The sequence below is a fragment of the Vibrio variabilis genome (genome assembly GCF_003263785.1).
Lineage (GTDB): Bacteria > Pseudomonadota > Gammaproteobacteria > Enterobacterales > Vibrionaceae > Vibrio > Vibrio variabilis.
Genome location: NZ_JYJK01000065.1, coordinates 1 through 24,416 on the forward strand (window position 1 = coordinate 1; position 24,416 = coordinate 24,416).

The window sequence follows — 24,416 nt, forward strand, 5'->3', positions numbered from 1 at the left end:
CAATATCCAGTATTAGCTCAGTGACGTAGCTGTCGCCTACTTTGTAGCTGCGGACAACTTCTGCGCCGCGGATAACGCCATCCACTGCACCCGTCGTCGATTCAACACCTAGGCGCTGGTCTTGAAGATCCGCTCTTGCTGAGACGCGCAGGCCGTAGACTTGCTCTGCCAGTTCACGATACGCATCAATCTTTGAAGCGCGCATTGCGCGAACTTGCTTCTCTTCATCATTACGACCAGTCTGTTCACTGATGCTGGCATAGCCCACGGCGGTCAACGTGTTCTGATCCATCGCGCCAATTGGAGTACAACCAATCATGACCATCGCGATTAAGGCGGCAAAAATTACTCTCATCTTCATTTCCTATGGGCGTAAAATCACTGTCGTTGGTGTTGTCATGGTTGGGTCCGATCGAATCAGCACACCATCTTCAGTACGCATTTGATTAAGCGTATCTAGGTCTCGGCCAATACGATCCGCGGGTAAGAAACCTTGTGCTGACGCGACGACAATTCTTGATTGCATACCAATCACACGAGCGTTCACCAACACGCCACCCTCTTGGCGTAGCATGGTACCCGTCAGGACAAATTGAATTTGCTGCTCTTGGGCAAGATCTTTCCAGTCACGACTAAGGGCAAAATCACCCTGGTTCGTCACCTGAATGGAGCCTGTAGTTTTAAAGTCCACCACCTTAAAACCGCGACGCTGCAACTGATGAATAAACCCTTCTGACACTGAGTTACCCAGCCAGTTAGTTGCATCCATATTCTGCAAGTCGACAAAAGAAGCCACCGCAACCGGCGTGCGTGATGACACGCTGGTGTTTGACGCCACCAACTCTTCCGTTAAGCTCTCTACAAAGTAATCCATGGTATGACGAGGACTCTCCATCAGCATAAACTTGCTGCCTGAGTACGACTCTTTACCGTTATAGATTGGTGAGTAGGCACAAGCGGTCAGCGTTAACACCGACGCCATCAGTAGCCACTTTTTCATTTCACACTCTCCAAAAGTTATTAATTGGGTCGATTGTGGCAACCTTGGTTCAGGTTGGAACAATCTTTGCTTTTCTCATTCTGTCCTAAATAAGAAAGCCCGCTCCAATATTCGCTAGAAAATAGTAAGCAAATATTGTTCCGCATTTGGAAAGGTTGTATGAAAAAAATCGTTTCTTCTTTAATTTCAACAGCATTACTGACACTCAGTGCTGGTAATGCCTATGCCGAGTGGTATGAAGTCACGGGTACGTCGACCATTGTCTCCTCTGAGAAGGCGGCAAGGATCTACGCGCTTGAAGATGCCGTATACAAAGCGGTCGACTTCTCTGGCGCCGACATCGGTAGCCTATCGACACTGGCGCCAATGCTAGAAGACGATAAGGAGCAGTACCAGTTCATCGACTCCGAGGTTCGCCACATTGTCATCGACGACAAATACGTAAGCGGCAACCAAATGGTGGTAAAAGCGCGTATCGACATCTACCCAACGGCAAAGGCTTGCCATAAAGAGCAATATAAAAAGACCATTGGCGTTGCCATGTTCGATATTGTTGATCCGCAGCAGGCGGTAATGGGACAGATCTATAAACTCGGCGAGGATTATAGTGCTGTTATCGATAAGCAACTTGCCGCGCGCTCATACAGCTTTGTCTCTGTCGGGACTACACGCTACGAAATCAACAAACGCCAACCCGAACGGATCAAGATGATCGCCGATGACCTTGGCGCGCAGTACATTGTCACCGGCGCGATAAAAGATCTCACCGCGACGATTGATGCCGGCGGTCTGTTAACAGAAGATCGCATCAATCGGCAGTTTGCGATGGACATGGCCATCTTTGATGGCAAAACTGGCCACGAGATCTTCCAACACACTTACCGTGAAATTGCTCAATGGCCATTTGCAAAAACCAGTAAAGTCGATACCAAGAGCGCTCGCTTCTGGACATCAACTTATGGGGAGATGATGCAGCGAGTCAGCCGTAACATTATGCTCGACTTAGAAGCAGAGATTTCCTGCAAGATGACGCTCCCTGAAGTGGTTGCCACCTACGGCAACAAAAGTGACCATCGATCTTGGTCGCGTACATGGCGTACAAGCTGGCGACAAACTTCGTCTATGGCACACTGGTTCCTTCATTGACCAAAACGGCCTACCACGTAACAAAGTCAGCCGCAGCGACATTACCTTAACCGTCTCTCGTGTCTACGAGCGTGACGCTGAAGCGACGGTTGATCAACCAACGTTAGCCAACAGTATTCAGATTGGCGATGTAATGCACAAACAGAACTAATAGTACGAATACGGGCTTAACTTATTCATATAATTGAGTAATATAAGCCCTAAGCTCCCGTGGCACAGCTGGATAGCGCGGCCCCCTCCTAAGGGGCAGGTCACAGGTTCGAATCCTGTCGGGAGCGCCATATAAAACAAAGGGTTAGTTGTAATTACAACTAACCCTTTGTTATTCATGTCTACTAAGTGTCCACCACTTTAAACTTTGGTTTTTGTGTCCACTCGAAAAATGCTGTTTATTTACCAATAAACAAAGATTTCACGTCAATGTGTGCCCAATCGGTTTCCTCACCAAGTGCTGGCAATTTCACCCATAGTTGAAGCTCATTGAGATCCGCGACCGTTTGGTAGTTAGTCAGATCCACGTCTTGGTTCGTTGGTTTGGTCACACCACCGTTCTCTTTAAAGCTGCCATCTTCGTTATAAAGCGGTAGGTCGAAGATATCGCGCAGTTGCTGCGAGTCTAGCTGACCGGCTTTTTCTTGATGACGCGCTGTGAGGTTATCAAATCGTTTTAACGAAAAGCTCTGTGTTTCACGCATTCCAAGACCCCAGTCTGGGTTTAGGAAGGTGTTAACAGTAACGAATGAGTTCGCGTCTTTTTCTGTCGTACGTGTGCGATTCTCTTGAATAGTGTTTTCATACGAACATGCTTTACCTTGCTCGTCGGCCAACATCCATATCGCAGCAACATCGGTGCGCGATGCTTGGAAGCGAGCGCTCAAGGCTTCGATAGAGTCAGACTCCGCCATGTAATCGAAAACAGAGTTCAAGAAAGACGGTTTTTCGATAGAGACAATGTTGCCGCCCATTGAGGTACCATCATGTAAGTCTGTATACACACCTTTGTCGTTGAAGCCGGTGACCAACCATTGCCAGCCTGGCCAGCTCACATTCACGATGCCGTTTGAACCATCTGTTGGGTTGTAGACTGTAGTGTAGATAGGAAGTCGAGAAAAATCTCAGACCAATCCATGTTGCGACCGACCAAGGTATGACCGTCTTGGGTATTGTCACCCCAAGTTGCAATCGACGTACAACCAGAGAACGAGTGAAGCTTGCCTAAATAGATAGCCATAGGGCCGCTTTGGTCTAGTACGACGACCTTTTCAACAGACCAGCCAGCACCGTCTGCAACGCCTTGGAAGTACTGCTTACGACGCAGTGACAAAGCGTTAAATACACGTGTACCAAATAGCTCGAATGCGTCTGCCTGTGTAACCAGCCCGTTGTTGATTTCTGGCTGAACGATCTTTTGATACATGGCTTCCATATGGTCTTTGGCAAGCACACCGTATTGGCGACCCATTTCATACCAGCTACCACTGAGCTGCAGTACGTAAAGCATCTCTTCCTGAGTTTCAAAAATTTTGCCGTCTTCGAATTGATTAAGAAGAGTAAGAGTTGAAGTTGTCATTTCTAGTTACCTCGATATCACTAAGTTGTGGAGTCGAGGTGGATTGTATAGACGCTAATCATCGGCAACGACTGCACAGTGAAGGGGATGATCCATCAATCAAATAGCCTGTTTACTTTGTATACATTGAATCCACTGAGAACACTTCACTTTATGCGATTGCTTTTCCGCAGAATTCCTTCACCATAAACACTATCGAGATTACAGCAAGCATTAAAAGGACACACACCTCAGAAAATCCACCTCAGAAAATCACAAGCACTCAAAACTGAAGCGTTGTCAGACCGAACATTGAAATCATTGAAAGGACACACACCTCAATGAAACAGAGCTTGATAGCTGTGCGCTAAATCATCAATTTATGCAATCTATATACTTTCTATAGAAACCTGAACAATCGGTTTAATTTCATTGTGTTATGAATAAACACTGCCACTCAAGTTCATATTCGAATTCAAACCACTTAAACAGCCTACTCATTGAAAGAGTAGTCAGGTTAACTATTCTCAGCTTTGCTGTATAACACCCTCGCTGGTAGCATCCCCCGCCACAAAATAATGTGACTTAAGTCCTACAAATACTATGAGAACAATCATGTTTAAAACTACAAATACCGTGCTTCTTTCATTGGTAGCCGCAACAGTATCTACAACTGCATTCGCAAAAGAGGGGTTCTTCGTCGGTGGTAACATCCCATTTGCAAGCGAAAACTACATCTCTCCGCTAGGTATCAAAATTGATGCAACTAACCGTCTAAATTTTGAAGTTGTCGGTGGCTATGAGTTTGCTGTTTCAGAAAGCTTTGGAATTGCTCTTGAAGCGCAATACTCATCTGTAGGTGAATACAAGTATAAAGATATATCTACTAGCAAAGCAGATGCTTTCTTCGTTAGTGCCAAGCCTAAGTACTATATTGCTAACAGCGATTTCTATATCGGGGCATGTTCGGTATCGGTAATGTTAATCTTGATGTGAAAAACCATCACTTCGATTTTTCAGTTAAAAATGATGCTATCGGCTATCAAGTTGGCGTAGAGGCTGGATATCAAATCGAGAATCTAGATTTGGCGTTTGGTTTCAAAGATATTAGCTCTGACATTAAAGGCGTTGATGTACGCTCATCTGGTCCATTTGTAGGTCTTCGCTACAACTTCTAGTTCTGCGTCTATGATCTAGAAATTCAGAGCATGGCTCGATTACAGTAAATATCGCTCCAGCAAAACAAAAAGGATCACTGCACAAGTTGCAGTAACTTGCTGTCAAAAAACAAAGCGACCTAAATAGGTCGCTTCAGATTGCTGACGAACCCCGCTTTTCAAGCGGGGTTCTTTTTTCGGAGCGGCAGCGGCTAACCAACATTGCATTTGCACTTTAACGCATTAGATTTTGAAAGGACACACACCTCACCAAAACAAACACTCCCAAAATCACAGCGTTCGCTAACTGCCCTTACTTTCAAACACGAAGCGCTTGAAAGGACATACATCTAACATTGAAAGGACACACTTCAGAGAATCACACACACTCAAAACTGAAGCGTTAGCAGACAGCCCTCTCGTTCAGACAAAAAATGGGAGATTTGTGTATATGAGTACGTGTAGGAAGTAGTTTGATGAAAGTAAAGACGTTTATCAGGCACTCACAAAACAAGCACTGAGTGGTGCTTTGAATTGACTTGTCAGTTAATTCTAAACTTTGAGCTTACTCTAAACGATACATGTAGAGCTTCTGCTTGTTTAGCACTGTTTTCGTTTGTTCAGCCAACATTGGCGCCCCGAGTGCGGTTGCCCGAGACTTCTCCAACTGCGTACATACTTTTAGCCAATTTAATTGATTGATATTGAAACGCTCCAACACTGGTGGAATCGTGTCACTCATGGCAGCTTTCCCATCCCTAAGTTGACGAGCAGTCCAATCAACTAACTCTATGTAGTCAACTAACCGAAACGGGATACCATCCAACATACGATTGCTAGCATTACCCACAAATGGGTGTAGGCAAGGCGCTGTTGCTTGATTGCTGTTGAGTGAGTTCATTCTGGCCTGTATGGAAGTATATTCGGAATCTTCTGGCCTTTTGGCTGTTCCAGCCCGTACAGGATTTAGATCAACGTAAGCCATTGCGGCGGCTAATGCTCTTTCGTCAAGCAAAGCTTGGCTTTTGAATCGGCTTTCCCAAAAGTGACCAGTACAATTATCCTCTCGGTTTGCCCTACAGGCGATATCATAGTTAAGCTCTTTCATGAACCAACTAAGGCTCCACAGTCTTTCTCTCCACACTTCTATTATCTCAAGACACTTCTCTTCCTCTGCGTGAGACGAGAGCTGCTTAGTCTGCCAACGTTGAATTAAACTAGGCAGTTTATGATCCATTCCCCAACGCTCGACTACATCATCAAGAGTAAGTGCTTGGGCGTGTTCCCTGTTGATATTTAGAACCAAGTGATAATGATTACTCATGATTGCATAGGCACAAATATCGATGCAATAGACTTGAGCAAGCGCATAAATCTTCTGTTCAATCCATTTACGTCGATGTTCATAACTCGTGTTAGTTGAGGCATCTTCACCACAGAGGAAACTACGACGAACACAGCGAGAAACGCAGTGGTAATAAGATGTTGCATCTATAGACACAAGTTGTTTTCGAGCCGTTGTCAACGTTTCATCCTCCATTTAGTCTGAAGGAACTCTAGCAGTCAATTGCTATAAACACCGTTCACACGCCGCCAAATTAAGCAAAATCATACTATTTTCATACTTTTGGTGTGTGTCCCGTCAAACTCCTCCATTTTGCATTTGTTGGATGGGGTTATCAGTTCTAATTTTGATTTTCATCCGCTTGTTTCCTATGGATATCTCTATGCCCAAACACAAAACGCATAGCCATTAAGGAGAAACAGCGGATGTACTCCCATCAAAGCTCAGATTCACCCCAGAGCCAATACGCTGCAAGGTCAGCACTTGTCCAGCGTCGCAAGACAACGCCGCATAGCACGCCTCTGCAGGACAACCGCTCTAGCAAGGTCGCGCAATTACAAGCCAACGTATTGCAGCTAGCAGGCGGAAACAATGCCTATAAAGCAGGTAAAGGCGCTTATTGGCATGTCCACTATGATCATGTGAAATTTGGCGGTTTGCCGGAGACCCGAATCAACTTCGATGGCCGAAAAAGAAACCAAGTATTGCGACAAATGCACAAGATGAGGAATGTGCCTCCTCAAAGTAAAGAAGGGGCTCAGACGTATCGAGCGTGTCGGGAATACATTCTTAAGAATGGTATTTAAAGTGAGCACTGCCACCAGCTTTTATAGGGGAAATTTGGCCAACGTTATTCAAGAATGTAACCGCGAACTCAATAAAGTTGTTCATTATTACCCAGAGGAAGCGCGCAATAGTATTGATTGCCTAATGGCACAGCTATTGTGCTGCGAAATCTTTCTTATCCAATACTCTGTTCTTAAACATTTTAGAGGCAAAAGTTCTCCTTGGTATCATGTGCAGAACTTGCGCCATGCCCTGCTAACCAGTCCTCATCAAGGCACTGTAACATGTTACGAAGAGCCAATATTTCAAGGCTGGTCGATGGCAAAAATTGATGACGCCCGAGTCTATGAAAAGCCCATTCCTGACAGAGTGCGTAAAGCTTACCTCGACTATCAAGGTTTTATAGCTCAGTTAAGACCTTAAGGCGACGCGCGCCAGCGATGCATTGTTCTCGGCAATAAAGCCGGCCGCTTATCGGTCGGCTTACATCATTCTCAATGAAAACTACTTCCTGAGCGCCTCAGACATCGTTTTCGTCAGCTCTCCATTGTTATCTCCGGACAACTCCCACACAAATAACCCTGCATGTTTGTTTTGTTTCACCCAGTCAGCCTTGGCTTTAATGGATTGCTCGTTGTCGTAGCTAATGAAAACCTGCTTTTCCGCATTCCAAAGGTAGGGAGCATGAGCGTTTTCATCGTAACCTTCCACATACCCTTCTTTAGCGGTGTAGTTACGAACGAGATCCCAGAACTGAAATGAGGCGGGCTCGACGGTACCAAAGGAGGCACCTTTCTCTGAGGTAAACTCAGCCGGTAAGGTTTTGCCATCAAAGTTCTTCGTGCCTTCCCAGCCACGACCATAGAACGCTGCACCTACGACAATCTTATCCGCAGGCATACCAAGGTCGAGCATTTGCTTAATGAAAGCATCTGTACCCATTCCCCACCAGCCGTTATCAGTTGCAAACAGGTTGGTTAAGTGCCCTGTTTGTGTGCCCCAGCCGCCTAAATAGTCATACGTCATTGCGAACATCAGATCGATATCTTTGGACACGACTGGCCAATCAATACTCGTCGCTTTAAACCCTACCCCAACGGCTGTTCCAAGTTGATAATCTTTACCTGTTTTGCTGCCTAGCGCGTCCATGTTCTGGCGAAGCTCTTTAACCAACAGCGTAAACGCTTGTTTTTCTGAGAGCTTGTCTTCATCACTGAGTTTGGTTTCTGGGTTCCAAGGCGATGTGGTTAAGCCACCACCACCGGGGTACTCCCAATCTAAGTCAATACCATCAAAAAAGTCATACTTAGCAATCAGCTCAACGGCGGTTTTGGCAAACCATTTTACGTGCTCGGGATCTTTTACCATGGCATGAAACGGTTCTGACATAGTCCAGCCACCAAATGACGGTAGGATTTTCAGCTCTGGATGACTCTGTTTAAGCTGCGCGAATTGAGCAAAGTGGCCTTGATAATTCACATCCACATCGACCTCACCAAAGTCCACTTCTAGTGCTGATTGTTGATCGACAATCACTGCGCTAAACGGCTTTTTACCTTCGCACGCGGTTGCGATTTGCTGCTGCACCGCAGCAGAGGCTGCTGTATGAGGGCCGCACATGCTCAAAAAGGCATAAATAACATGGGTGAGCTGGTCGGCGGGAATATCTTGAACCGTGTAAGGGTTTCGTTGGTCTTGGTATTGCCAATCGGCAAAATAGCCAGCAACAACTTTGTCATTGGCGAATGCACTCGGCAATGACAAGCCTAGCGCGGCGGCTAAACATAGGGCTTTTTTCATGCTCTTCCTCTCTTCATTTACTGAAACCAATTGTTTTTAAACAATAATTATCGTCAGTAATAAGAGGATTCGCCGCGCCAAGATCGCTTAATAAAGCGATGATTGTCAATAGGTTGGAAAGTTTTCGAGTGAGCTATCAGTAAAGCTAAGAGACAATGAATAGCCATGCGACTTTACGCCAACTCACTCGCAAAATGTCACTGGCCTATCACCGCAAAAAGTCGCGCTCTACTTTATCGTGAAATAGGCTGACTCGCTCAAGTACCGATTCTAAATGTTGGCGCTCCAGCGTCGATAGCTTAGCCAAGTCGATATCATCATTCACTTTGCAAAGATCGGTGTATTCGTCGATTTGATTCATGAATCGTAGCTGCCATATATGATCAAAGATATACAGCATGTCACGGAGCGTCGGGGCATCGAGCTCCTGCTTTGCTGCTAAGAGTTTGAGACGTGTGACGGTATTACTCTCACGAATATCATGTTTTAACGCGTATAGACGGCAGAAGATCTCCATTGGTCTTAAGCATTGCTTCAAATTCAAGGTTAACTGCCCTTGGTGATGCTCCGCTTTGATCTGTTTCGTTGTGGTCAGTGGGATCTCGTGCTGCAAACAGTTATGAGCATACGTGGTAAAAAACGATGGCTGGCGCTTGAGCTGCTGTTGAATATTGTCATGCATCGCATCCACCAGTGCACTTTCACCATAGGTCGCGCGAATATCAAAAAACACATTCAGCTCAAGTATCGACTCGGCCGTCGCATCGGCTATCCAGCGTTCAAAGTTGCGATTCCACTCATCAAGACTCAAACACCACTGGTGATTCGAGGCCATAATAAGCCCTTCGCAATAACGATACCCTGCTCGATTGAGCATGGAGCAGACATGTTCAGCCAAGCTCAAAAAGTAACGGCGAACTTGCTTTAGCTTAGAAGGCTCTAAATTGGCACCATCAAACACAATGGCGTTATCTTGATCGGAAAACAGCGTCATATCGTGGCGCGCGTTACTGCCAAAAGAAATAAAGGCAAATGGCACTGGCGGCTCACCAAGCTCAGTCATCGCCAACTGAATAAATCGGCAGATAGCCGCATCGTAGGCAGTACCTATGGTTCGGCGCAGTATTTCTGGACGGCAACCAGACTCAATCATCTGACGAATGACGACCGTCAATTGATTTAGCGTTTCCACAGCATGGCCTGGCGAGTGGCTCTGTTCTATCTTGCTAATGATATCGGCGGCCATAGGCTGATAGTCACGCACCTCATCGATAACGCCAAAACTACCGCCATAAATTTTGCGAGTTATCGGCCTAAACGACAGCACATGCCCCTGCTTTTCAGACAAGAAAATCCGCGATGAGCTAACAATGATATCTAGGGTATTGCCATGTTTGGTCATGAGCTGCGCTTCAAACTCCCCTGGCTCAACGCCACCATCGAACAGCGCCTCAAGGTGCGCCCGAACTTTGGTATTTTGAGGTGATGGAGTAAACAAACGAGACCAAATATCTTGCTGCTCAAAGTCGTGTTCGCTATAACCCACCATACGATGAAGACAAGCATTGGAGTATATGATCTGTCCATCGGCCTCCAAAATATAGCCTTCATTGGATGACTCGACCAAAGCACGATAGCGGTCTTTCGCTTCATGTAACGCGATTTCGGCGCGCTTTTTCCGATTTTCAATCACTTTACTCTGCGACATAACAAAGCCGATACACACAACAAGACCGGCAAAAATCGCAGCAAAAATGGTGTAAAGCGTCCCTTCGAGTTTGTCGATACCTTGCTGGACATCGTCCAAGTAAACTCCTGTCCCTATGATCCATTGCCACTCATCAATGCCTTCCACATAGGTCAGTTTCGGCGTGGTCACATCCGCTTGGTCATTCCACTGCCACAAGTATTCTAAAAAGCCATGTTGATGGTTATCGACTAGCTTAGTGAACTCGACAAACACAGCAACACCGTCGCTATCTCGATAGTCACTAAGATCTTGCCCAGTTAAGTCAGCGCGATAAGGATGCATCACCATCGTTGGCTTGCTGTCGATAATGAAGAAGTAATCGCGATTGTTTGGCCCGTAGCGCATGGTTTCGATTTCGTTCTTTGCGCGGATCTGTGCTTCTTGGAAGCTGAGCTCGCCTTTTTGCTCAAGCTCAATGTAGCTATCAACAATACTCACCGCCGAGGAGGTCAGCTGCGCCAACATGTTGCGCTTTTGCTCGACCATCGACTGCTCAACAAACGGCACAATCGCGAAAATAATCGCGGCAACAAATAACACCAACGCCAAAATTGAGGGAGCAACAATGCGCAAGGTAAAGCGGTTTAACAGTCCGCGATTTTCAGAATGACGTGCATGTAGGCCATCAAAGTAATCCATCAATTCATTGGCGCTCAATACCGCACTGAGTTCATCGCCGTCATGGGCATCGTGGTATTTGGTTTGAAACGTGCCGTTTTCAAAATCAGCACGGGAAGGAATATAGCCGTCGTAATCATCACGAATATGAGTTTCAAACACATTGCGTATCTGCTGGCGCGAATACTGGCCGCTGAACTCCTGATACGCCTCGCTCAGCGCTTCTTTACAGTGCCGAAATCGACGGTGATCGTAGGGATCGCGAGTCACTGTCCCTTGCTTTAGAGCATGATCAAATCGATCGTGTTCGAAGAAACCATCGATCCATTTATGAATGTCTTCGGCGCGGAGTCCGAATAATTGCTCCGTTCGATTGGCGTGCTCTGATATCTTCATTATCGCTAGGTGTTTGATTTCATAAATTAGTAGCAAGAACCTGTGCTCGGCCTCGCAACTACAACAAAAAACTCACTTTACCTCGCGATCATTGGTGACATGCTAATCCAAATCAATAAAAGCCGTTTTCAATTTATTTACCTTTCATTCAATAGTGAAACACGGATCCAGCCAGTGCTGATAATTAGCACTGGCTATCACTAAGGAGAACACCAAATCATTAAGTCTCCCTTCTGGCATTAAAGGAAGGAGCACGGTAGCGGCTGGGATGCGACTCGTATCAATCGAAGGTTGGTATATCGTGCGCAAGTAGACTTGATTGCAGACTGGTTGTTCTCCCTCTCACAAGGGAAAGAGACGTATGTCTGGAAGTAGTAAAACCTTTTATAGGGATATGCGCCGTAAAGCGCAAGAGTTTGAAAGCAGGGAAGAATTTCTGAACCATGATCTCAAGATCATGAGCTTCAGACGGTGGGGTATTCACTTACCCTTTCGTGATTACAGCATCGAGATAGAAGACTGGGTACCGGCGATTGCGGCAACCATAGGGAAAGTGGTCATGGTGACTGCCATGGTCGCTGTGTTTGCTGCGCAGTTTGGCCTCTCACCCGAGTTTGTCGCAGAGAACGTCCGTTATGAGCTGCTTATTGCGGGTGCTTTATTCGTTATTTTGTTCTCGGCGATTCTTAACCCTAATGCGAACCTTGCTGGAACGCATGGGCCGATGATACCGCTGATACCCCTCGTGGCTGCCGCAGGTGGACACCCACTCGCTCTCGGCATAATGGTGTGCGCATTCGGGATGATACTCGCGCTCACCAAAGGGGGATCCAAATTGATGACCCTTACCGGGGTCGGTGTACGGGGAGGCTTGCTGATTTATTTGGGAGCCGTCGGCTCATCAGTCAAATCAATAAAACCGAAGCATGGGCAAGCGCTAGCGGCCATGGTTATATCTCCTTTGCGGTGATTGGCGTCACTGTGTTGGTATACGCTACCTGGCTAAAGTAAACAAACGCTGGCTAGCATCCCGCTTTGTTCGGCGATTGCCGGTATTGTCGCGTTCGCCATGGGCGCTGAGTTTGCTTTTACTACGGAACCCGGCTTGCCACATTTAAGTCCATTCTACTGGTGGGGTGAAGACACCGGCTGGAAGCTAGGCTGGCCGACACTTGAGCACTACATTGCGGTTGTACCTTTTGCATTGTTGGCGGTAGCAATGTGGTCTCCTGACTATTTGGGTCACCGTGTGTTCCAAGAATTGAACTATCCAAAAGAAGCCAAAGGCGTATTGATGAACGTTGACGACACCATGATGGTGGCATCGATTCGTCAAGGTGTCGGATCCTTACTTGGCGGCTCAAACCTCGCCTCTTCTTGGGGTACCTACATGATCCCAGCAGCCATTGCCAAACGCCCTATTCCAGGCGGCGCACTGCTTACGGGCATTTTGTGTATTTTAGCCTCAGTGCTGGGCTATCCAATGGATCTGGCCATGTGGGAGCCAGTACTGCGCGTCGCTTTGATTGTTGGTGTGTTCCTGCCTCTACTTGAAGCCGGCATGCAGATGATTCACAAACACAAAGATTCTCTTAGTGCGGGTATCTGTATCTTCTCGTGTGCGTTTGTGAACCCGGTGTTCGGCTGGGCAACAACAATGCTGCTCGATAATATGGGCTTCATTGGCGATAGCGAGCGCGCTAAAACCTTGTCTAAAAAGGACAAGTACCTGATCCCAGGTCTTGCGTTTGTAGTCTGTATTGGCTCACTCGCAGTCGTTGGTCAATTGCCGGGTATCCCTGCTTTGATTGGTAACTAGTCCTACATTATCGACTCTCACTCAAGCGCCTTCTTTTAGTAAGGCGCTTTTTCTCTCCTGATTTTAATCGTAACGCGATGTCGCTCGGCAAAGAGACATAATGATCCCAAAACACACGCCTTGCGTGATTATTGCGGTACCACCATAGCTAAAAAACGGCAGCGGGCTGCCCATGACAGGTAATAGACCACTGACCATACCGGTATTGATAAACGCGTACAAAAAGAAGCTGAGCGCTAGTGCACCACACACCAAACGGCTATAAGCATGATGACAATGGCAAGCGAGCCACAAGGCTCTCAGCGTAATAAACAGATAGAGTGATAGAAGCAAAACACAGCCAACAAACCCCCACTCTTCTGCAAACGCAGAGAAAATGAAGTCAGTGTGACTTTCTGGAATAAAGCCCAACGAGCTTTGAGTGGCGTTCGTCCAGCCTTTCCCCGTCACCCCACCAGAACCAATAGCAATATGGGACTGGATAATTTGATACCCCGAACCGAGCGGATCGCTTTGCGGATTCAAGAACTGCAAAATGCGTTTCTTTTGATACGTTTCTATCACAAAGAACCATAGCAAAGGCGCAGAGGTGGCCACTAAAGCGACAAAGCCACCGATGATCTTCCAGCTCATGCCAGCAAAATAGAGCACAAACAGCATGTAAATCACGCCAAAAATTGCCCCATCCAAGTCTGGTTGAATAAAAATAAGACCTGCCGGAATGGCCGTCATCAAAATAGCCGCAATCAGTCGCAGGCCACTTGGCCTTGTACCTTCCCTTTGAATAAACCAAGCCACCATCATTGGAATAGCCAGCTTTACCAACTCAGAAGGCTGAAAGCGAACCCCAGCAATACTGAGCCAGCGCTGAGAGCCATTGCTACTGTCTCCTGCCAGCACCACGCCGATTAACAGGATAATAGTGAGTAAGTAAAGATGCGGTGAAAAACGTCGATACTGTTTCGCTGGGATCGACGCCATGATCAGCACGCAAGTCAGTGCAATGCCACAACGCATCAAGTGGTTGGTCATCATGCTTCGCTGTAGCCACTGGCACTCCAAATGGTCAGCGAGCCAAGCATCATGATCGAGATAATAGCCAGCAAGATACTTAGGTCGAGCTGAGGAATCTTAAGATTTTTCAACATGGGATTCTAAATGGAGGCGCTGCTAACGCCTCCTAGTTTTAACTAAGGAAATAGGTCTGTCTTAAAGCTTGTTGAGACGACGTTTCTTGTCACCGATAAGCTGCGCAGACGCCAAGTAGCAAAGGTGAAAATTGCCGCGCAGAGCGTTGCAACAGGCGCTGCCATCAACACCATGATGGCAAAACGGCTAATAGGTTCAGGTAGAGATGGTAAGAGGAATCCTACACCGGCCAGCAAGGCAATCCACAAGCTGGCACTGAACCAAGCAAAGTAGTGGAAGCGCTGCACTTCATGCAGTCGAATACCCATCACCATAGGCACCAGACAGCGAACACCGGGGGCAAATCGAGCCATGAACAGAGCAATAAGCCCATGGCGACCCAAAAGGTTATCCACCATCTTCATGTTGCTCTCGGGGACTTTGTTTACCCAACCTTGGACGACAGGCAGGCGGTTTAACCAGCGCCCTTGTAAATACGCAAGCCAACTACCCACGGAAGCGGCAATGATAAGTAGCGCAAATGCAAGAAATGGATTGAGCACACCCACCGCCGACAAGGTACCAACCAACACCACTACGCTATCGCATGGCAAAGGTGCAGCCGGCAAAAAGCTGCTTTCTAGAAAAATAAACAAAGAGACCAAAACATAGATCAGTACGGCACTGCCAGGCGACAGCAGTGCGTCGAAGTCTTGATGCCATATAGCAATCAACACCTCTTGAGTCGCATCAAACATAGACACTCCAAAAGCTTAACGAAATGAGAAAGTTAAATCTTTGAAAGCGTGACTAACGCGAGTGAATGAAACGAAATTGTAGATTGGACTCTTGCCAGCCACCGAGCCGAGGATTGGCAAAGGCGAGATAGCTTCGAGGCGTCGTGCAATTGAATATACACAACACCACCCCTAGTGATAACGACAACACAGCAAACCAAGGCAACAACGGCTCATGATGAGGCTGTGATTTTTGCGTTGGCACTCTTAATGTCGATACCCGTAGCAATTGGTTATCACCAGCAATATCTGGACTGCGTTCAGGGACAAACGTCGCCGACGGATACAAAGATACGCGTTCACCAATGCATTCCACGATACCGCCAAGTAGCAATATCATCAGTAATGTCATCAGTAACGGAGCAAAAGGTATCGGTCGCTTCACGCTAAAAGCCTATAGGTGGGATCTGCTTATATGTACTGCCAAGCGGAGAAAAAAGCAATCAGAAAGTGATACCCGCACCCTTGTCTTCAACCATCACTAGACATTCTCTTCTACTTTAATCACCGTGGCACTAAATCAAAGTAGGAAATCGGCCATTTTTATAGGTGATGACTCTATCGATAGGAATAAACTATCAACTAAATAGGAGTAATTTACTTCTGTTACTGAGAATTATTATCAATAATAACCTCATCAACACAGACTAACGTTCATGAGGGTAACGTAATGATCAAGACACTCACTTTTGCAGGTATCCACTTCTCTATCGCGACCTTGGTTGCGTTTGCTCTGACTGGAGACTTCTTGCTTGGTAGTCTGGTCGCCATGATAGAGCCTACTATCAACACCGGCGCGTTTTATCTTCATGAGAAGCTTTGGCAAAAACTGCCTTACCTAAAACGCCGTGAGTCAAAGACTCAAGTGAAAACGGCAAGCTTTGCTGTCATTCACTTTAGTGTCGCGTTTAGTGTTACTTATCTACTGACTGGCGATGCCTTTATTGGTGGTCTAATGGCAACGATTGAACCCGCGATTAACTCGGTCGCTTACTTCTTCCATGAGCGAGTGTGGCAACGCAACAAACACAACGTGGCACCACTTAGCATCACTAAAGCGGTAGCGGCATAACTCGCAAAATTCTCACTATCCAATGTGTCAGCACGCTCCTATCAAAAGTGCTGACATATTGGACAACGCATCACGATCAAATCCAATAGGGGTCAAGTCTTGCATTTTGCCTTTCAAAGTTGATCCTTTATAGTAGAACGTTCATACACTTATGAGACGACCCACACCGTTATGAGCAGACCACTACGAATCGAATACCCAGGCGCCCTCTATTATGTGAACTCGAAAGGCAACGACGGACAGTCTGTTTTTCAAGATCGTGAAGATTTTGAGCTGTTTCTTCAAGTGCTCGATCACACCGCAACGCGCTACAACTGGGTGGTTCATAGTTACTGCTTGATGAAGAATCAGTATCACCTGCTGCTTGAAACGCCAGATGGCAACTTAAGTATCGGCATGCGCCAGCTTAACGGCGTCTACACACAGCGTTTTAATCAAAAACATGGTCGCAGTGGACACCTATACCAAGGTCGTTTTAAGTCTATTCTTGTACAGAGAGACGCACACTTCCTCGATGTCAGTCGCGACATTTTGCTCAGCCCAGTGAAAGCGAATATGGTCGTCGATCCAGAAAGTTATCCGTGGAGCAGTTGGGGCTACCTCAACGGCAGTAAAACCGCACCAGCATGGTTTGTCAGTAAGCCCACACTCGAATCATTTGGCACAGATCGCGAGCAAGCATTAGGCCACTACAAGCAGTTTGTTCTCGAAGGGAAAGAGTGCAACCCTTGGCAGCACCTAAAGCGTCAAATTTTCTTGGGCGATGAGGCCTTTATTCAGCGCCACCTGACACAGCTTGCATCGCTTAACGCGGAACTTGGAGAGATCCCAAGCGCCCAACGACGCGCAGCACCGCTTAGCCTGAAAGAATATGAGCAGAAAGCCAATAGCCGAGATGAAGCCATTTGCCTGGCCTTCCGCAGCGGTGGCTACACACAAAAGCAGATTGGAGCCCACTTTGGCCTGCACTACTCACGCATCAGTCGAATTGTGTCTAAAGGGCTAGTCTAGTCACCAACCCGTTAGTACCATACAAACAAAAGCCAGCAATGTACGTGTTACATGCTGGCTTTTTAGCTTTCTTCAACTTATTTAATCCCTTCCTGCCTAGTAACAACTCCAACTCAAGAAAGCATGAGCTGAATATCACAATTCATTGAAATGTAATTGTTTTGCACAAACAAAATACAACAAAGATCACAAAAATACATTCTCTATAACAGTAGACTCTGGCGCTGAATTTATAAAACTAGAGCAATTCATGAAGACAATAAAAACAACACTCGCATTACTTGTAGGAGCAGTGGTGCTCTCTGGATGCAATGACTCCGACAAGCAGGCAGTGGCAGAGCCAACTCAAGTGAAAATTGCGACCTACAACCTCTCATTTGATCGAGCAACCTTTGCCGATTTAGTGGCGGAAATGCAAATAGCTCCAGAGACTCAGCAGCAACTGGTGACCACCTACCTTGATGGCACTATCGACGATGCTGACAAAAGCCGAGCAGAGAAGGTCATTCAAATCCGAAATGTTGCGGCGATTATTCAGAAAAACCGTCCTGACGTGCTCATGATGGCGGAGTACAACAACGATGGTACTGGTGAAGATAAAGCTGCGCTGATCGGCTTTCAAACCAACTACCTCTCGGTCGCTCAAAGCCTGGATGGTGCAGGTGGTGATGCGAACTTAGAGCCGATTGAGTACCCTTTTTCGGAGTCTTACGCGACCAATACCGGCCTACTTTCAGAACTTGACCTTGATAACAATGGCGTTGCTGGCCAGCTACCGGGCGACGCTTGGGGCTTTGGGTTTTATCATGGCCAATACGCGTTTGCACTGATGTCCAAGTATCAGATAGATAAGGCGAATACACGCACATTCCAAGAATTCAAATGGAAAGATATGGCAAGCGCCGAGATACCAACCATTACTCTGTGCAATGACGCCAACAACCCTATTCCTGCCAGTATGGCTTGTGGTGACAATTGGTACACCAATGAAGAGTGGCAACAGGTTAGACTGACTTCCAAGAACCATGTGGATGCACCAATTATCATTCCAACAGCCGATGGTGATGAAGTGGTACACTTGTTGATGTCTCACCCTACACCACCAGTCTTCGATACGGGTAAAAACAAAGCGCAAAATGCAGCGGAAGTGACGTTTTGGCATGACTACATTCAAGGCAAAGACTACTTCTACGATGATGAAGGTAATACAGGCGGACTTGATAGCAGTGCGAAATTTGTGATGATGGGCGACCAAAACCTTGACCCTGTTGCTGGCGATGGTATCAGCGCGGTTATGCAAGCGCTGCACAACGACCCACTCGTCAATCAAGCGGTTTCAAATGGTGAGCTGTACCCGACAAGCTTCGGTGCGGCTGAGCATGCCACTGACACAAGCTCGACACACCCAGCGCCTAATCGCCTCACTTCGACCTTTGGCCTAGCTGTCGATTATGCACTCCCTTCTCAGACGTTAAACATCGTTGATTCTGGGGTTTACTGGGCAGCAAGTTACGAAGAAGGTCGTTTGCTGTTCAATGATGCACGAATCGGCAAATGGGGGAATGGAAAGGATGTCTCGTCCGATCACCGTATGATTTGGATTAAAGCGGAGTTCTAGCTTTCCTTATTCACATTCGCCTTAGCGACCAAATCCGACTCTAAAGTCATCGCTAAGGCGAATGGTCACAACTGACTATCTGGCCTCGCCTCCTTTTTGCCTGCAAGCCGTCATTGGCATTCGAGTTGATTTCCCGTCAATGGTGCAGTCCACTAAAAAGCCAATTTTTCCGCCACTTTGACTGGCAACGCTGGCATTTGAGAGCAAGAGTAGTACTCCTATACCCGCTGCAATCATCCATTTCATAACGTGTCTCCTTACTTACAAAAGACACATTTAATTATGTATAAGAATGGCAATTTCGCCATACGTGTCACCGCCTACGATTGGATAGGGCTAGGTACAATCGGAAACGAATTGTGCGATACAGCTCACTTACGACATTTAACTATCTGAATAATTGAACAATTTGTGCATGTTGATGGAAGAGTAAGTTAGAATCGGCAAGCCTAATAGCAGAGAGTCGGCATTAAGACTGACCCAAAAGGCATATCAGAGTAACAATAGCAGTAAGGTAAATAAATGAATCGAATCGTTCATGTACCCGCGCATTTTTGCGAAGTGGGGAAACATGAAGCTGTCGACTATAGCGATTCTCCCGTGTGGCGAAAAACGGGGTATTCGAAATCGGTGGTGGATAGTGTTCGTCTCGCGGAAGATCTGCAAAAAGCGGTGGCGACACTCAATCATGATGGCTTTGAAGTCGTCTCTATTACCCCAATCACCAGTGGTGACTACGACTACAAAGCGATTCTTGAGGCGGGTGGAAGAGGTGAAAACGGTTACGGTGGTTATGGCTATGGTTACGGCTTTAGTTATACCCAAGGACTGATTGTTACCGCCAAACGCATTCAAGGCGTCTAAAGAGAATTAGAAGGTTCTAAACACTGCCAAGTGTTTCTGCAGAGAAGATTACATACCGAATTTTACATTCTGCCACGCTCTGCTCATCGCGCTTTTTGAGCAGCATGGTAAGATCGCACTATACCAATTCGCTCCTTTTCCGCATCCTATTAATTGGTAAAAAGGCCGACCGGGATCAGCACCCAGTCGGCCTTTTTGTTTGTTCGACTTTTATCTAATAAAAGAACATTAAGAAGCAGTCGCGTACTGCTCTAGCTCTTGGTGTGTCGCGGTTGTCACGTATTGACCATCTAGGTAGAAGTCAACGCTGTCTTGGCCGCTTACGCCCACCAACGTGCGTGCTTTGCCCGCATCATCCAAAAATTCCATTTGCATGGTGCTGTCGTCAAGCTTTGAAAGCTTCACTGGCGCTGTTGAGAACTTCTTACCCACTTTGTGGTTTACTTTAATGTAAGCCTCAGCCGGAGTATCAGCGACGGCTTTTTTCTTTGTGATAGGGTTCGTGCCCGTCCAGAACTCAATAGAGTTCACAACAAATAGGTCAGCAGCCGCTGTGATCGCGTACACTGGCGACATTAAAGTGTATAGACCTGCACGCGCGTAACGGTTATCGACACCTTTTAGGTTCACCTCGTACATGAGTGCACCTGTTGTCGCCATTTGGCCGATACAGCCTGTTAGCATAGTAGACATTAGCGCCGCAGCAATTGTTGTTTTGATCAGTTTCATCACTTAAACACCTATTGCCTGTCCACGTATTCAAAGACAAGCAAGTTGATTGAAATCATTAGAAAAACACCAGTCAATACCACTGACGTTTTCATTCTCACCACCAATAAATGGCGCGGGATTATAACTCCAATCAAACAGAGTGCTAGATAGGCAAAACGGGAAAAATCGAGGCGTTAACAAAGGCGATCAAATTCACCAATATTTGTACCAAACGAGGATAAAACTAACTTTTTATTCAATAAGTTACGTATATGTCGTTTTTTGTAGGCCAGCTGACGTGATCACCAGCTGGTTACAAAAAAGCAAACTAGGCCAGCCTTTCCCTACAACAGCACCAAACTCGCCGTGCCTAAGAAGGCGAAAAAGCCGACGACATCAGTTACAGTGGTTAGGATAACCGAACCTGCCAGTGCTGGATCAAGGTCGAGCTTATCTAGGATTAATGGAATTAACACCCCAAACAAGGCTGCGGTGATGATATTAACGACGATCGCCAGAGCAATCGTGCCGCCAAGTAGTGGTGATTGAAACCACAGCCCGGCTACGGCACCAATAATCAACGCCCACAGCAGGCCGTTAATCGCGCCAATGCCAAGCTCATTTTTAATTAGCGCAAATCGGTTTCCTGAGGTGATCTGATTCAGCGCCATAGAGCGCACCATCAAAGTCAAAGTCTGGCTACCTGCAATGCCGCCCATGGAGGCCACGATAGGCATCAGAACCGCCAAAGCAACCACTTGCGCAATCACATCTTCAAACAGACCAATCGTTACAGAGGCAAGAATAGCCGTGAGCAAGTTAATACCAAGCCACACACCACGTTTTTGTGAGCTTTTAAGGATCGGCGCAAACAGGTCATCGCCTTCGTCCATACCAGTACCCGCCATAAGGCGCGTCTCATAGATTTCACGCTGAGTACTTAGTGCGAACTTCCAATCGATCTCACCTAGCAGCCGTTTACGCTCATCAAGGACGGGAAGCGAGGTAAACGCAGAGCGCTCCATCGCATCGACAGCCTCAGCAAGCTCTAGTGTGGCACTTAGCGTACTCACATGTTCCAGCACTAAGGACTTAATTCGTATCGATGACTCTGCGCCAACCAACTCAGCGTATTCGACCATACCGCGAAAACGGTGCTGCTTATCAATCAGATAAACGTAACCCGATGGCTCATGAGTGTACTTATCCACCAGCACTTTTGCACGGGCAACGGAAATATTAAATGGTAGTGCTACTACTTTACGCTCAACCCAGCGACCCAGCTCTTCTTCTTGGTACTCATTCGCGAGATCGTAAAGTTCAAGCTCTGCAGGCTCTAGGAGGGAAATGGCCTCTTCGATGATCTCGTCAGGCAATGAGTCAGCCCATTCAATCAAGGATAAGTTATCGAGCTTAGCGAGAGTAAGCTTTAGCTCTGTTTCTGATAACGCATCGAGGATTGATACACGCACTTCACCACGCGACTCGGTGAGGACATCAATATGGCTTTCGAGCGGCAGCTCACGCCAAAGCCTGACCCTTTGTTCTATGGGAAACGCTTCTAGAATAAGCGCAATCGATGCGGCATCTAAACCTTGTTCGATATATTGATTGAGGATCTGTGGCTGCTGCGTGTCTTCGGCCTGTGAGATTTGATCGATGTGAATTGAGAGATCTTGAAATTCGCTCACTAAGGGCTCCCTGAAACCATTCGCGTTAATAGAGTACCTTCTATCATAGCGAATAGGTCACAGAGCCACATTCATAATATTGACAAATATGAGCAATTGTTCATCGAACAACCATTTTGATTACTGATCTGCCCACTGAAAGACGATTTCGCCTTGAATCATGGTTAGCGTTACTGCGCTTTCGGCAATCGCCTCCGGTGATAGCTGACGAATATCTTCTTCAACCACCACTAAGTCCGCCGACTTACCGACTGCAATTGAGCCCGTGAAGCCGTCAATCCCCAAACTCTCCGCTGCATTAATGGTGTAGGCGTCAATAGCAGCATCAACCGATGGTAATCCCGTGTCGTCCATCATGATACTGTTTGCGATACCAACCAAAGGGTTAATGTCGTGAACATTCCAATCACTGCTGAGGGTTAAATTCGCGCCAGTATCAAAAATCGCGCGCAGGTTCATAAGTCTGTGAGCACGCACAGCGCCTAAAAAGGCTTTTGCCCACGCGTGGTCTTGAAAGGCCACATAGTCTGAGCCCACCTGAAAGTCTGCTGTCACCGCAAGTTTTGAAAAGCGAGGAATATCTTGCTGATCGACCAACTCAACATGGGTCAAGGTGTACGGTTTGTCGCTGCCAACGTGACGTACATGCTCAATGGCATTGAGTGATTCATGCACCGCACCATCACCGATAGCGTGAATATGAGCGCTATAGCCAAGCTTATCCAAAGCCGTGAGCCAAATTTGCATTTTCTCTGGTGGAATATAATTCAAGCCTTTAGGGTGATTGGGCAAATAAGTCTCTTTATAAGGAGATAGCAGTTTGGCTGTGCCATTGATAATAATACCGTCGCTGTACATCTTAACTTGATTAACTATCAGCTTGTCACTTGGAGATACCTCAGGTGTGTAAATGGACTCTAGGTACTCAAGCTGCTCTGTCATACTCGCATCAGGATAGATCCAAGGACGCAATAGCACGCGTGACGTCAACGCTCCTTGCTCTTGAGCATGTTGCCATACTTCAAACCAACCTCTTTTCCAGTAGAGCCTACCATCACCAATGGTGGTAATGCCGTGCTCTGCCGCAGCCGATAAACCATTGAGTAGTCCTTGATAGCTCTGTTCAAACTGTGCGTTTAAACTGTTCCACGCGACCTCCATGACCGCATCCCCTGCACTGTCGAGCAGCACGCCATTGAGTTTGCCTTGCTCATTGCGCAGCAAAGCGCCGCCTTGAGGATCAGGTGTGCTTTCTGTAATGCCTGCCAGCTTTAATGCTTGTGAGTTCACCCACATCGAGTGCGAGGTCTGCTCCATTAGAATCACGGGACGGTGAGGGAAAACGGAATCAAGCAGCGTAATAGGAGATAGGTCGCTGCTCTCTTCCATTATCATTTCGAGGGAAAAACCATAGCCAAGTAACCACCCGTCAGAACTGGCTTGCTCACGACAGTATTCAAGGTAAGGCCGCAGCTCTAAGAGACTTGCAGAAGCACTGAGTTCGCAATTGCCCCCGCTTCAGAGGCAGCTTCAAAGACGTGATTGTGGTTGTCGATAAATCCTGGAAGTAGAAGCTGCTGCTCGAGATCGATGATTTTTACACTGGGATCGACACTGGACAGCAGTTCATCGGCTATGCTATTTGGGTTATCACTCCGTTTTCAATCGCTACGCTATTGGCTTTTGGGTGCTGATAGACAACAGCATTAACCAAAACCATATTTTGTGACGCAGTTAACGACATAGGATAGAGCGACAGAAACAAGCACAGAAACCAAGCTTTCACTTGAATCATTGCAGTTAAACACTGACTTGGAGGCTGTTTACTTTCTTGCATAACCTATCACTAAAATCAATAACCCAAACCAAGAAATAAACATCATAAATACTTTGAAATTATTAACTTAATTGAACAACACAACAGAGTTTTCCGCTATTCACTTTTATTTATAGAACTGTAACCATACTCATGGCTTATATAAAATCTGAACCAAGATCACATAATAACAACGTTAGGTAAATTCCATGTGCAAGTGTAAACAGCGAGTAGCGATCGTCAGAATCAAGCGCAGTGTATGGCAAAAGCTCTATGGCATTAAAGAGCTTTTCCGCTGCCGAGTTTGCGGGGAAGATCTGATCGTTCGTTAGTTTTTCCCCA

21 protein-coding genes, 1 tRNA gene and 4 pseudogenes are annotated in these 24,416 nt (G+C 46.6%); 12 read left to right on the forward strand and 14 right to left on the reverse strand.

Annotated features, from left to right (window positions below):
• Positions 1 to 355, reverse strand: a 355-nt coding sequence (locus tag TZ48_RS09490; protein ID WP_239670768.1) for an LPP20 family lipoprotein, incomplete at its 3' end; no start/stop codon positions are given.
• A gap of 9 nt (positions 356 to 364) precedes the next feature.
• On the reverse strand, positions 365 to 1,000 hold the full coding sequence (locus tag TZ48_RS09495; protein ID WP_112478973.1) for a FlgO family outer membrane protein: 636 nt from the start codon (positions 998 to 1,000) through the stop codon (positions 365 to 367).
• 159 nt (positions 1,001 to 1,159) lie between these two features.
• On the opposite strand from TZ48_RS09495, the pseudogene TZ48_RS09500 reads away from it, so the two are divergent.
• A pseudogene (locus tag TZ48_RS09500) lies at positions 1,160 to 2,297 on the forward strand (flagellar assembly protein FlgT).
• A 53-nt stretch (positions 2,298 to 2,350) separates the two neighbouring features.
• Positions 2,351 to 2,427 (forward strand) — tRNA-Arg (locus TZ48_RS09505).
• Between the two features lie 108 nt (positions 2,428 to 2,535).
• On the opposite strand, the gene TZ48_RS09510 is transcribed toward TZ48_RS09505, so the two are convergent.
• Together TZ48_RS09510 and TZ48_RS09515 are read right to left on the reverse strand one after the other, a co-directional pair.
• Complete coding sequence (locus TZ48_RS09510; RefSeq protein ID WP_112478974.1) at positions 2,536 to 3,192, reverse strand: C45 family peptidase; 657 nt, start codon at positions 3,190 to 3,192, stop codon at positions 2,536 to 2,538.
• Between the two features lie 2 nt (positions 3,193 to 3,194).
• Positions 3,195 to 3,716: a C45 family peptidase gene (locus TZ48_RS09515; protein ID WP_112478975.1), complete on the reverse strand. Its 522-nt coding sequence runs from the start codon at positions 3,714 to 3,716 to the stop codon at positions 3,195 to 3,197.
• 594 nt (positions 3,717 to 4,310) lie between these two features.
• Between TZ48_RS09515 and TZ48_RS09520 the strand changes: the two genes are divergently transcribed.
• Both TZ48_RS09520 and TZ48_RS09525 read left to right on the forward strand, forming a co-directional pair.
• On the forward strand, positions 4,311 to 4,691 hold the full coding sequence (locus TZ48_RS09520; RefSeq protein ID WP_112478976.1) for a hypothetical protein: 381 nt from the start codon (positions 4,311 to 4,313) through the stop codon (positions 4,689 to 4,691).
• Positions 4,688 to 4,873: a hypothetical protein gene (locus tag TZ48_RS09525; protein WP_112478977.1), complete on the forward strand. Its 186-nt coding sequence runs from the start codon at positions 4,688 to 4,690 to the stop codon at positions 4,871 to 4,873. The genes TZ48_RS09520 and TZ48_RS09525 overlap by 4 nt, the downstream gene beginning before the upstream one ends.
• A 544-nt stretch (positions 4,874 to 5,417) precedes the next feature.
• Here TZ48_RS09525 and TZ48_RS09530 read toward each other — a convergent pair.
• A complete protein-coding gene (locus TZ48_RS09530) occupies positions 5,418 to 6,392 on the reverse strand; it encodes a transposase (protein ID WP_239670769.1) in 975 nt (324 codons plus the stop codon).
• Between the two features lie 230 nt (positions 6,393 to 6,622).
• Here TZ48_RS09530 and TZ48_RS09535 point away from each other — a divergent pair, with 230 nt between their 5' ends.
• Positions 6,623 to 7,003, forward strand: a complete 381-nt coding sequence (locus tag TZ48_RS09535) for a hypothetical protein (RefSeq protein ID WP_112478978.1) — start codon at positions 6,623 to 6,625, stop codon at positions 7,001 to 7,003.
• Between the two features lies 1 nt (position 7,004).
• Positions 7,005 to 7,406, forward strand: coding sequence for a hypothetical protein (locus tag TZ48_RS09540; protein WP_162674529.1), 402 nt, complete (start codon positions 7,005 to 7,007; stop codon positions 7,404 to 7,406).
• Between the two features lie 81 nt (positions 7,407 to 7,487).
• On the opposite strand, the gene TZ48_RS09545 is transcribed toward TZ48_RS09540, so the two are convergent.
• Complete coding sequence (locus TZ48_RS09545; RefSeq protein WP_112478980.1) at positions 7,488 to 8,783, reverse strand: glycoside hydrolase family 18 protein; 1,296 nt, start codon at positions 8,781 to 8,783, stop codon at positions 7,488 to 7,490.
• A gap of 208 nt (positions 8,784 to 8,991) precedes the next feature.
• Entirely contained in the window at positions 8,992 to 11,583 is a 2,592-nt protein-coding gene (locus tag TZ48_RS09550; protein WP_239670770.1) for a DUF294 nucleotidyltransferase-like domain-containing protein, read from the reverse strand.
• 325 nt (positions 11,584 to 11,908) lie between these two features.
• On the opposite strand from TZ48_RS09550, the pseudogene TZ48_RS09555 reads away from it, so the two are divergent.
• Positions 11,909 to 13,366 (forward strand): annotated as a pseudogene (locus TZ48_RS09555) (DUF3360 family protein).
• Positions 13,367 to 13,429: 63 nt separating this feature from the next.
• Here the strand turns inward: TZ48_RS09555 and rodA are convergent.
• From rodA to TZ48_RS09570, 3 genes and pseudogenes are all read right to left on the reverse strand, one after another.
• Positions 13,430 to 14,514: pseudogene (gene rodA, locus TZ48_RS09560) on the reverse strand (rod shape-determining protein RodA).
• Between the two features lie 42 nt (positions 14,515 to 14,556).
• On the reverse strand, positions 14,557 to 15,252 hold the full coding sequence (locus TZ48_RS09565) for a DedA family protein (protein WP_112478982.1): 696 nt from the start codon (positions 15,250 to 15,252) through the stop codon (positions 14,557 to 14,559).
• Positions 15,253 to 15,304: 52 nt separating this feature from the next.
• Complete coding sequence (locus TZ48_RS09570; protein ID WP_112478983.1) at positions 15,305 to 15,676, reverse strand: hypothetical protein; 372 nt, start codon at positions 15,674 to 15,676, stop codon at positions 15,305 to 15,307.
• 285 nt (positions 15,677 to 15,961) lie between these two features.
• Here TZ48_RS09570 and TZ48_RS09575 point away from each other — a divergent pair, with 285 nt between their 5' ends.
• The 3 genes from TZ48_RS09575 to TZ48_RS09585 all read left to right on the forward strand — a co-directional run bounded on the left by TZ48_RS09575 (position 15,962) and on the right by TZ48_RS09585 (position 18,992).
• Positions 15,962 to 16,363, forward strand: coding sequence for a DUF2061 domain-containing protein (locus TZ48_RS09575; RefSeq protein WP_112478984.1), 402 nt, complete (start codon positions 15,962 to 15,964; stop codon positions 16,361 to 16,363).
• Between the two features lie 171 nt (positions 16,364 to 16,534).
• The gene (locus tag TZ48_RS09580; RefSeq protein WP_112478985.1) at positions 16,535 to 17,374 is read left to right on the forward strand and encodes a transposase; all 840 of its coding nucleotides are present in this window, start codon (positions 16,535 to 16,537) and stop codon (positions 17,372 to 17,374) included.
• A 250-nt stretch (positions 17,375 to 17,624) separates the two neighbouring features.
• Complete coding sequence (locus TZ48_RS09585) at positions 17,625 to 18,992, forward strand: endonuclease/exonuclease/phosphatase family protein (RefSeq protein ID WP_112478986.1); 1,368 nt, start codon at positions 17,625 to 17,627, stop codon at positions 18,990 to 18,992.
• Between the two features lie 75 nt (positions 18,993 to 19,067).
• On the opposite strand, the gene TZ48_RS24365 is transcribed toward TZ48_RS09585, so the two are convergent.
• Positions 19,068 to 19,238 (reverse strand): hypothetical protein, encoded by a 171-nt coding sequence (locus TZ48_RS24365; protein ID WP_162674530.1) that lies wholly within the window; start codon positions 19,236 to 19,238, stop codon positions 19,068 to 19,070.
• Positions 19,239 to 19,514: 276 nt separating this feature from the next.
• Here TZ48_RS24365 and TZ48_RS09590 point away from each other — a divergent pair, with 276 nt between their 5' ends.
• Positions 19,515 to 19,856, forward strand: coding sequence for a hypothetical protein (locus TZ48_RS09590; protein ID WP_052413178.1), 342 nt, complete (start codon positions 19,515 to 19,517; stop codon positions 19,854 to 19,856).
• Positions 19,857 to 20,084: 228 nt separating this feature from the next.
• Here TZ48_RS09590 and TZ48_RS09595 read toward each other — a convergent pair whose 3' ends face one another.
• The 3 genes and pseudogenes from TZ48_RS09595 to TZ48_RS09605 form a co-directional block, all read right to left on the reverse strand.
• A complete protein-coding gene (locus tag TZ48_RS09595; protein WP_112478987.1) occupies positions 20,085 to 20,585 on the reverse strand; it encodes a DUF3332 family protein in 501 nt (166 codons plus the stop codon).
• A gap of 326 nt (positions 20,586 to 20,911) precedes the next feature.
• Positions 20,912 to 22,258, reverse strand: a complete 1,347-nt coding sequence (locus tag TZ48_RS09600; protein ID WP_112478988.1) for a magnesium transporter — start codon at positions 22,256 to 22,258, stop codon at positions 20,912 to 20,914.
• 120 nt (positions 22,259 to 22,378) lie between these two features.
• Positions 22,379 to 24,002 (reverse strand): annotated as a pseudogene (locus tag TZ48_RS09605) (amidohydrolase).
• A gap of 281 nt (positions 24,003 to 24,283) precedes the next feature.
• On the opposite strand from TZ48_RS09605, the gene TZ48_RS25810 reads away from it, so the two are divergent.
• Positions 24,284 to 24,406: a hypothetical protein gene (locus TZ48_RS25810; protein ID WP_275426427.1), complete on the forward strand. Its 123-nt coding sequence runs from the start codon at positions 24,284 to 24,286 to the stop codon at positions 24,404 to 24,406.
• Positions 24,407 to 24,416 lie beyond the last annotated feature (10 nt).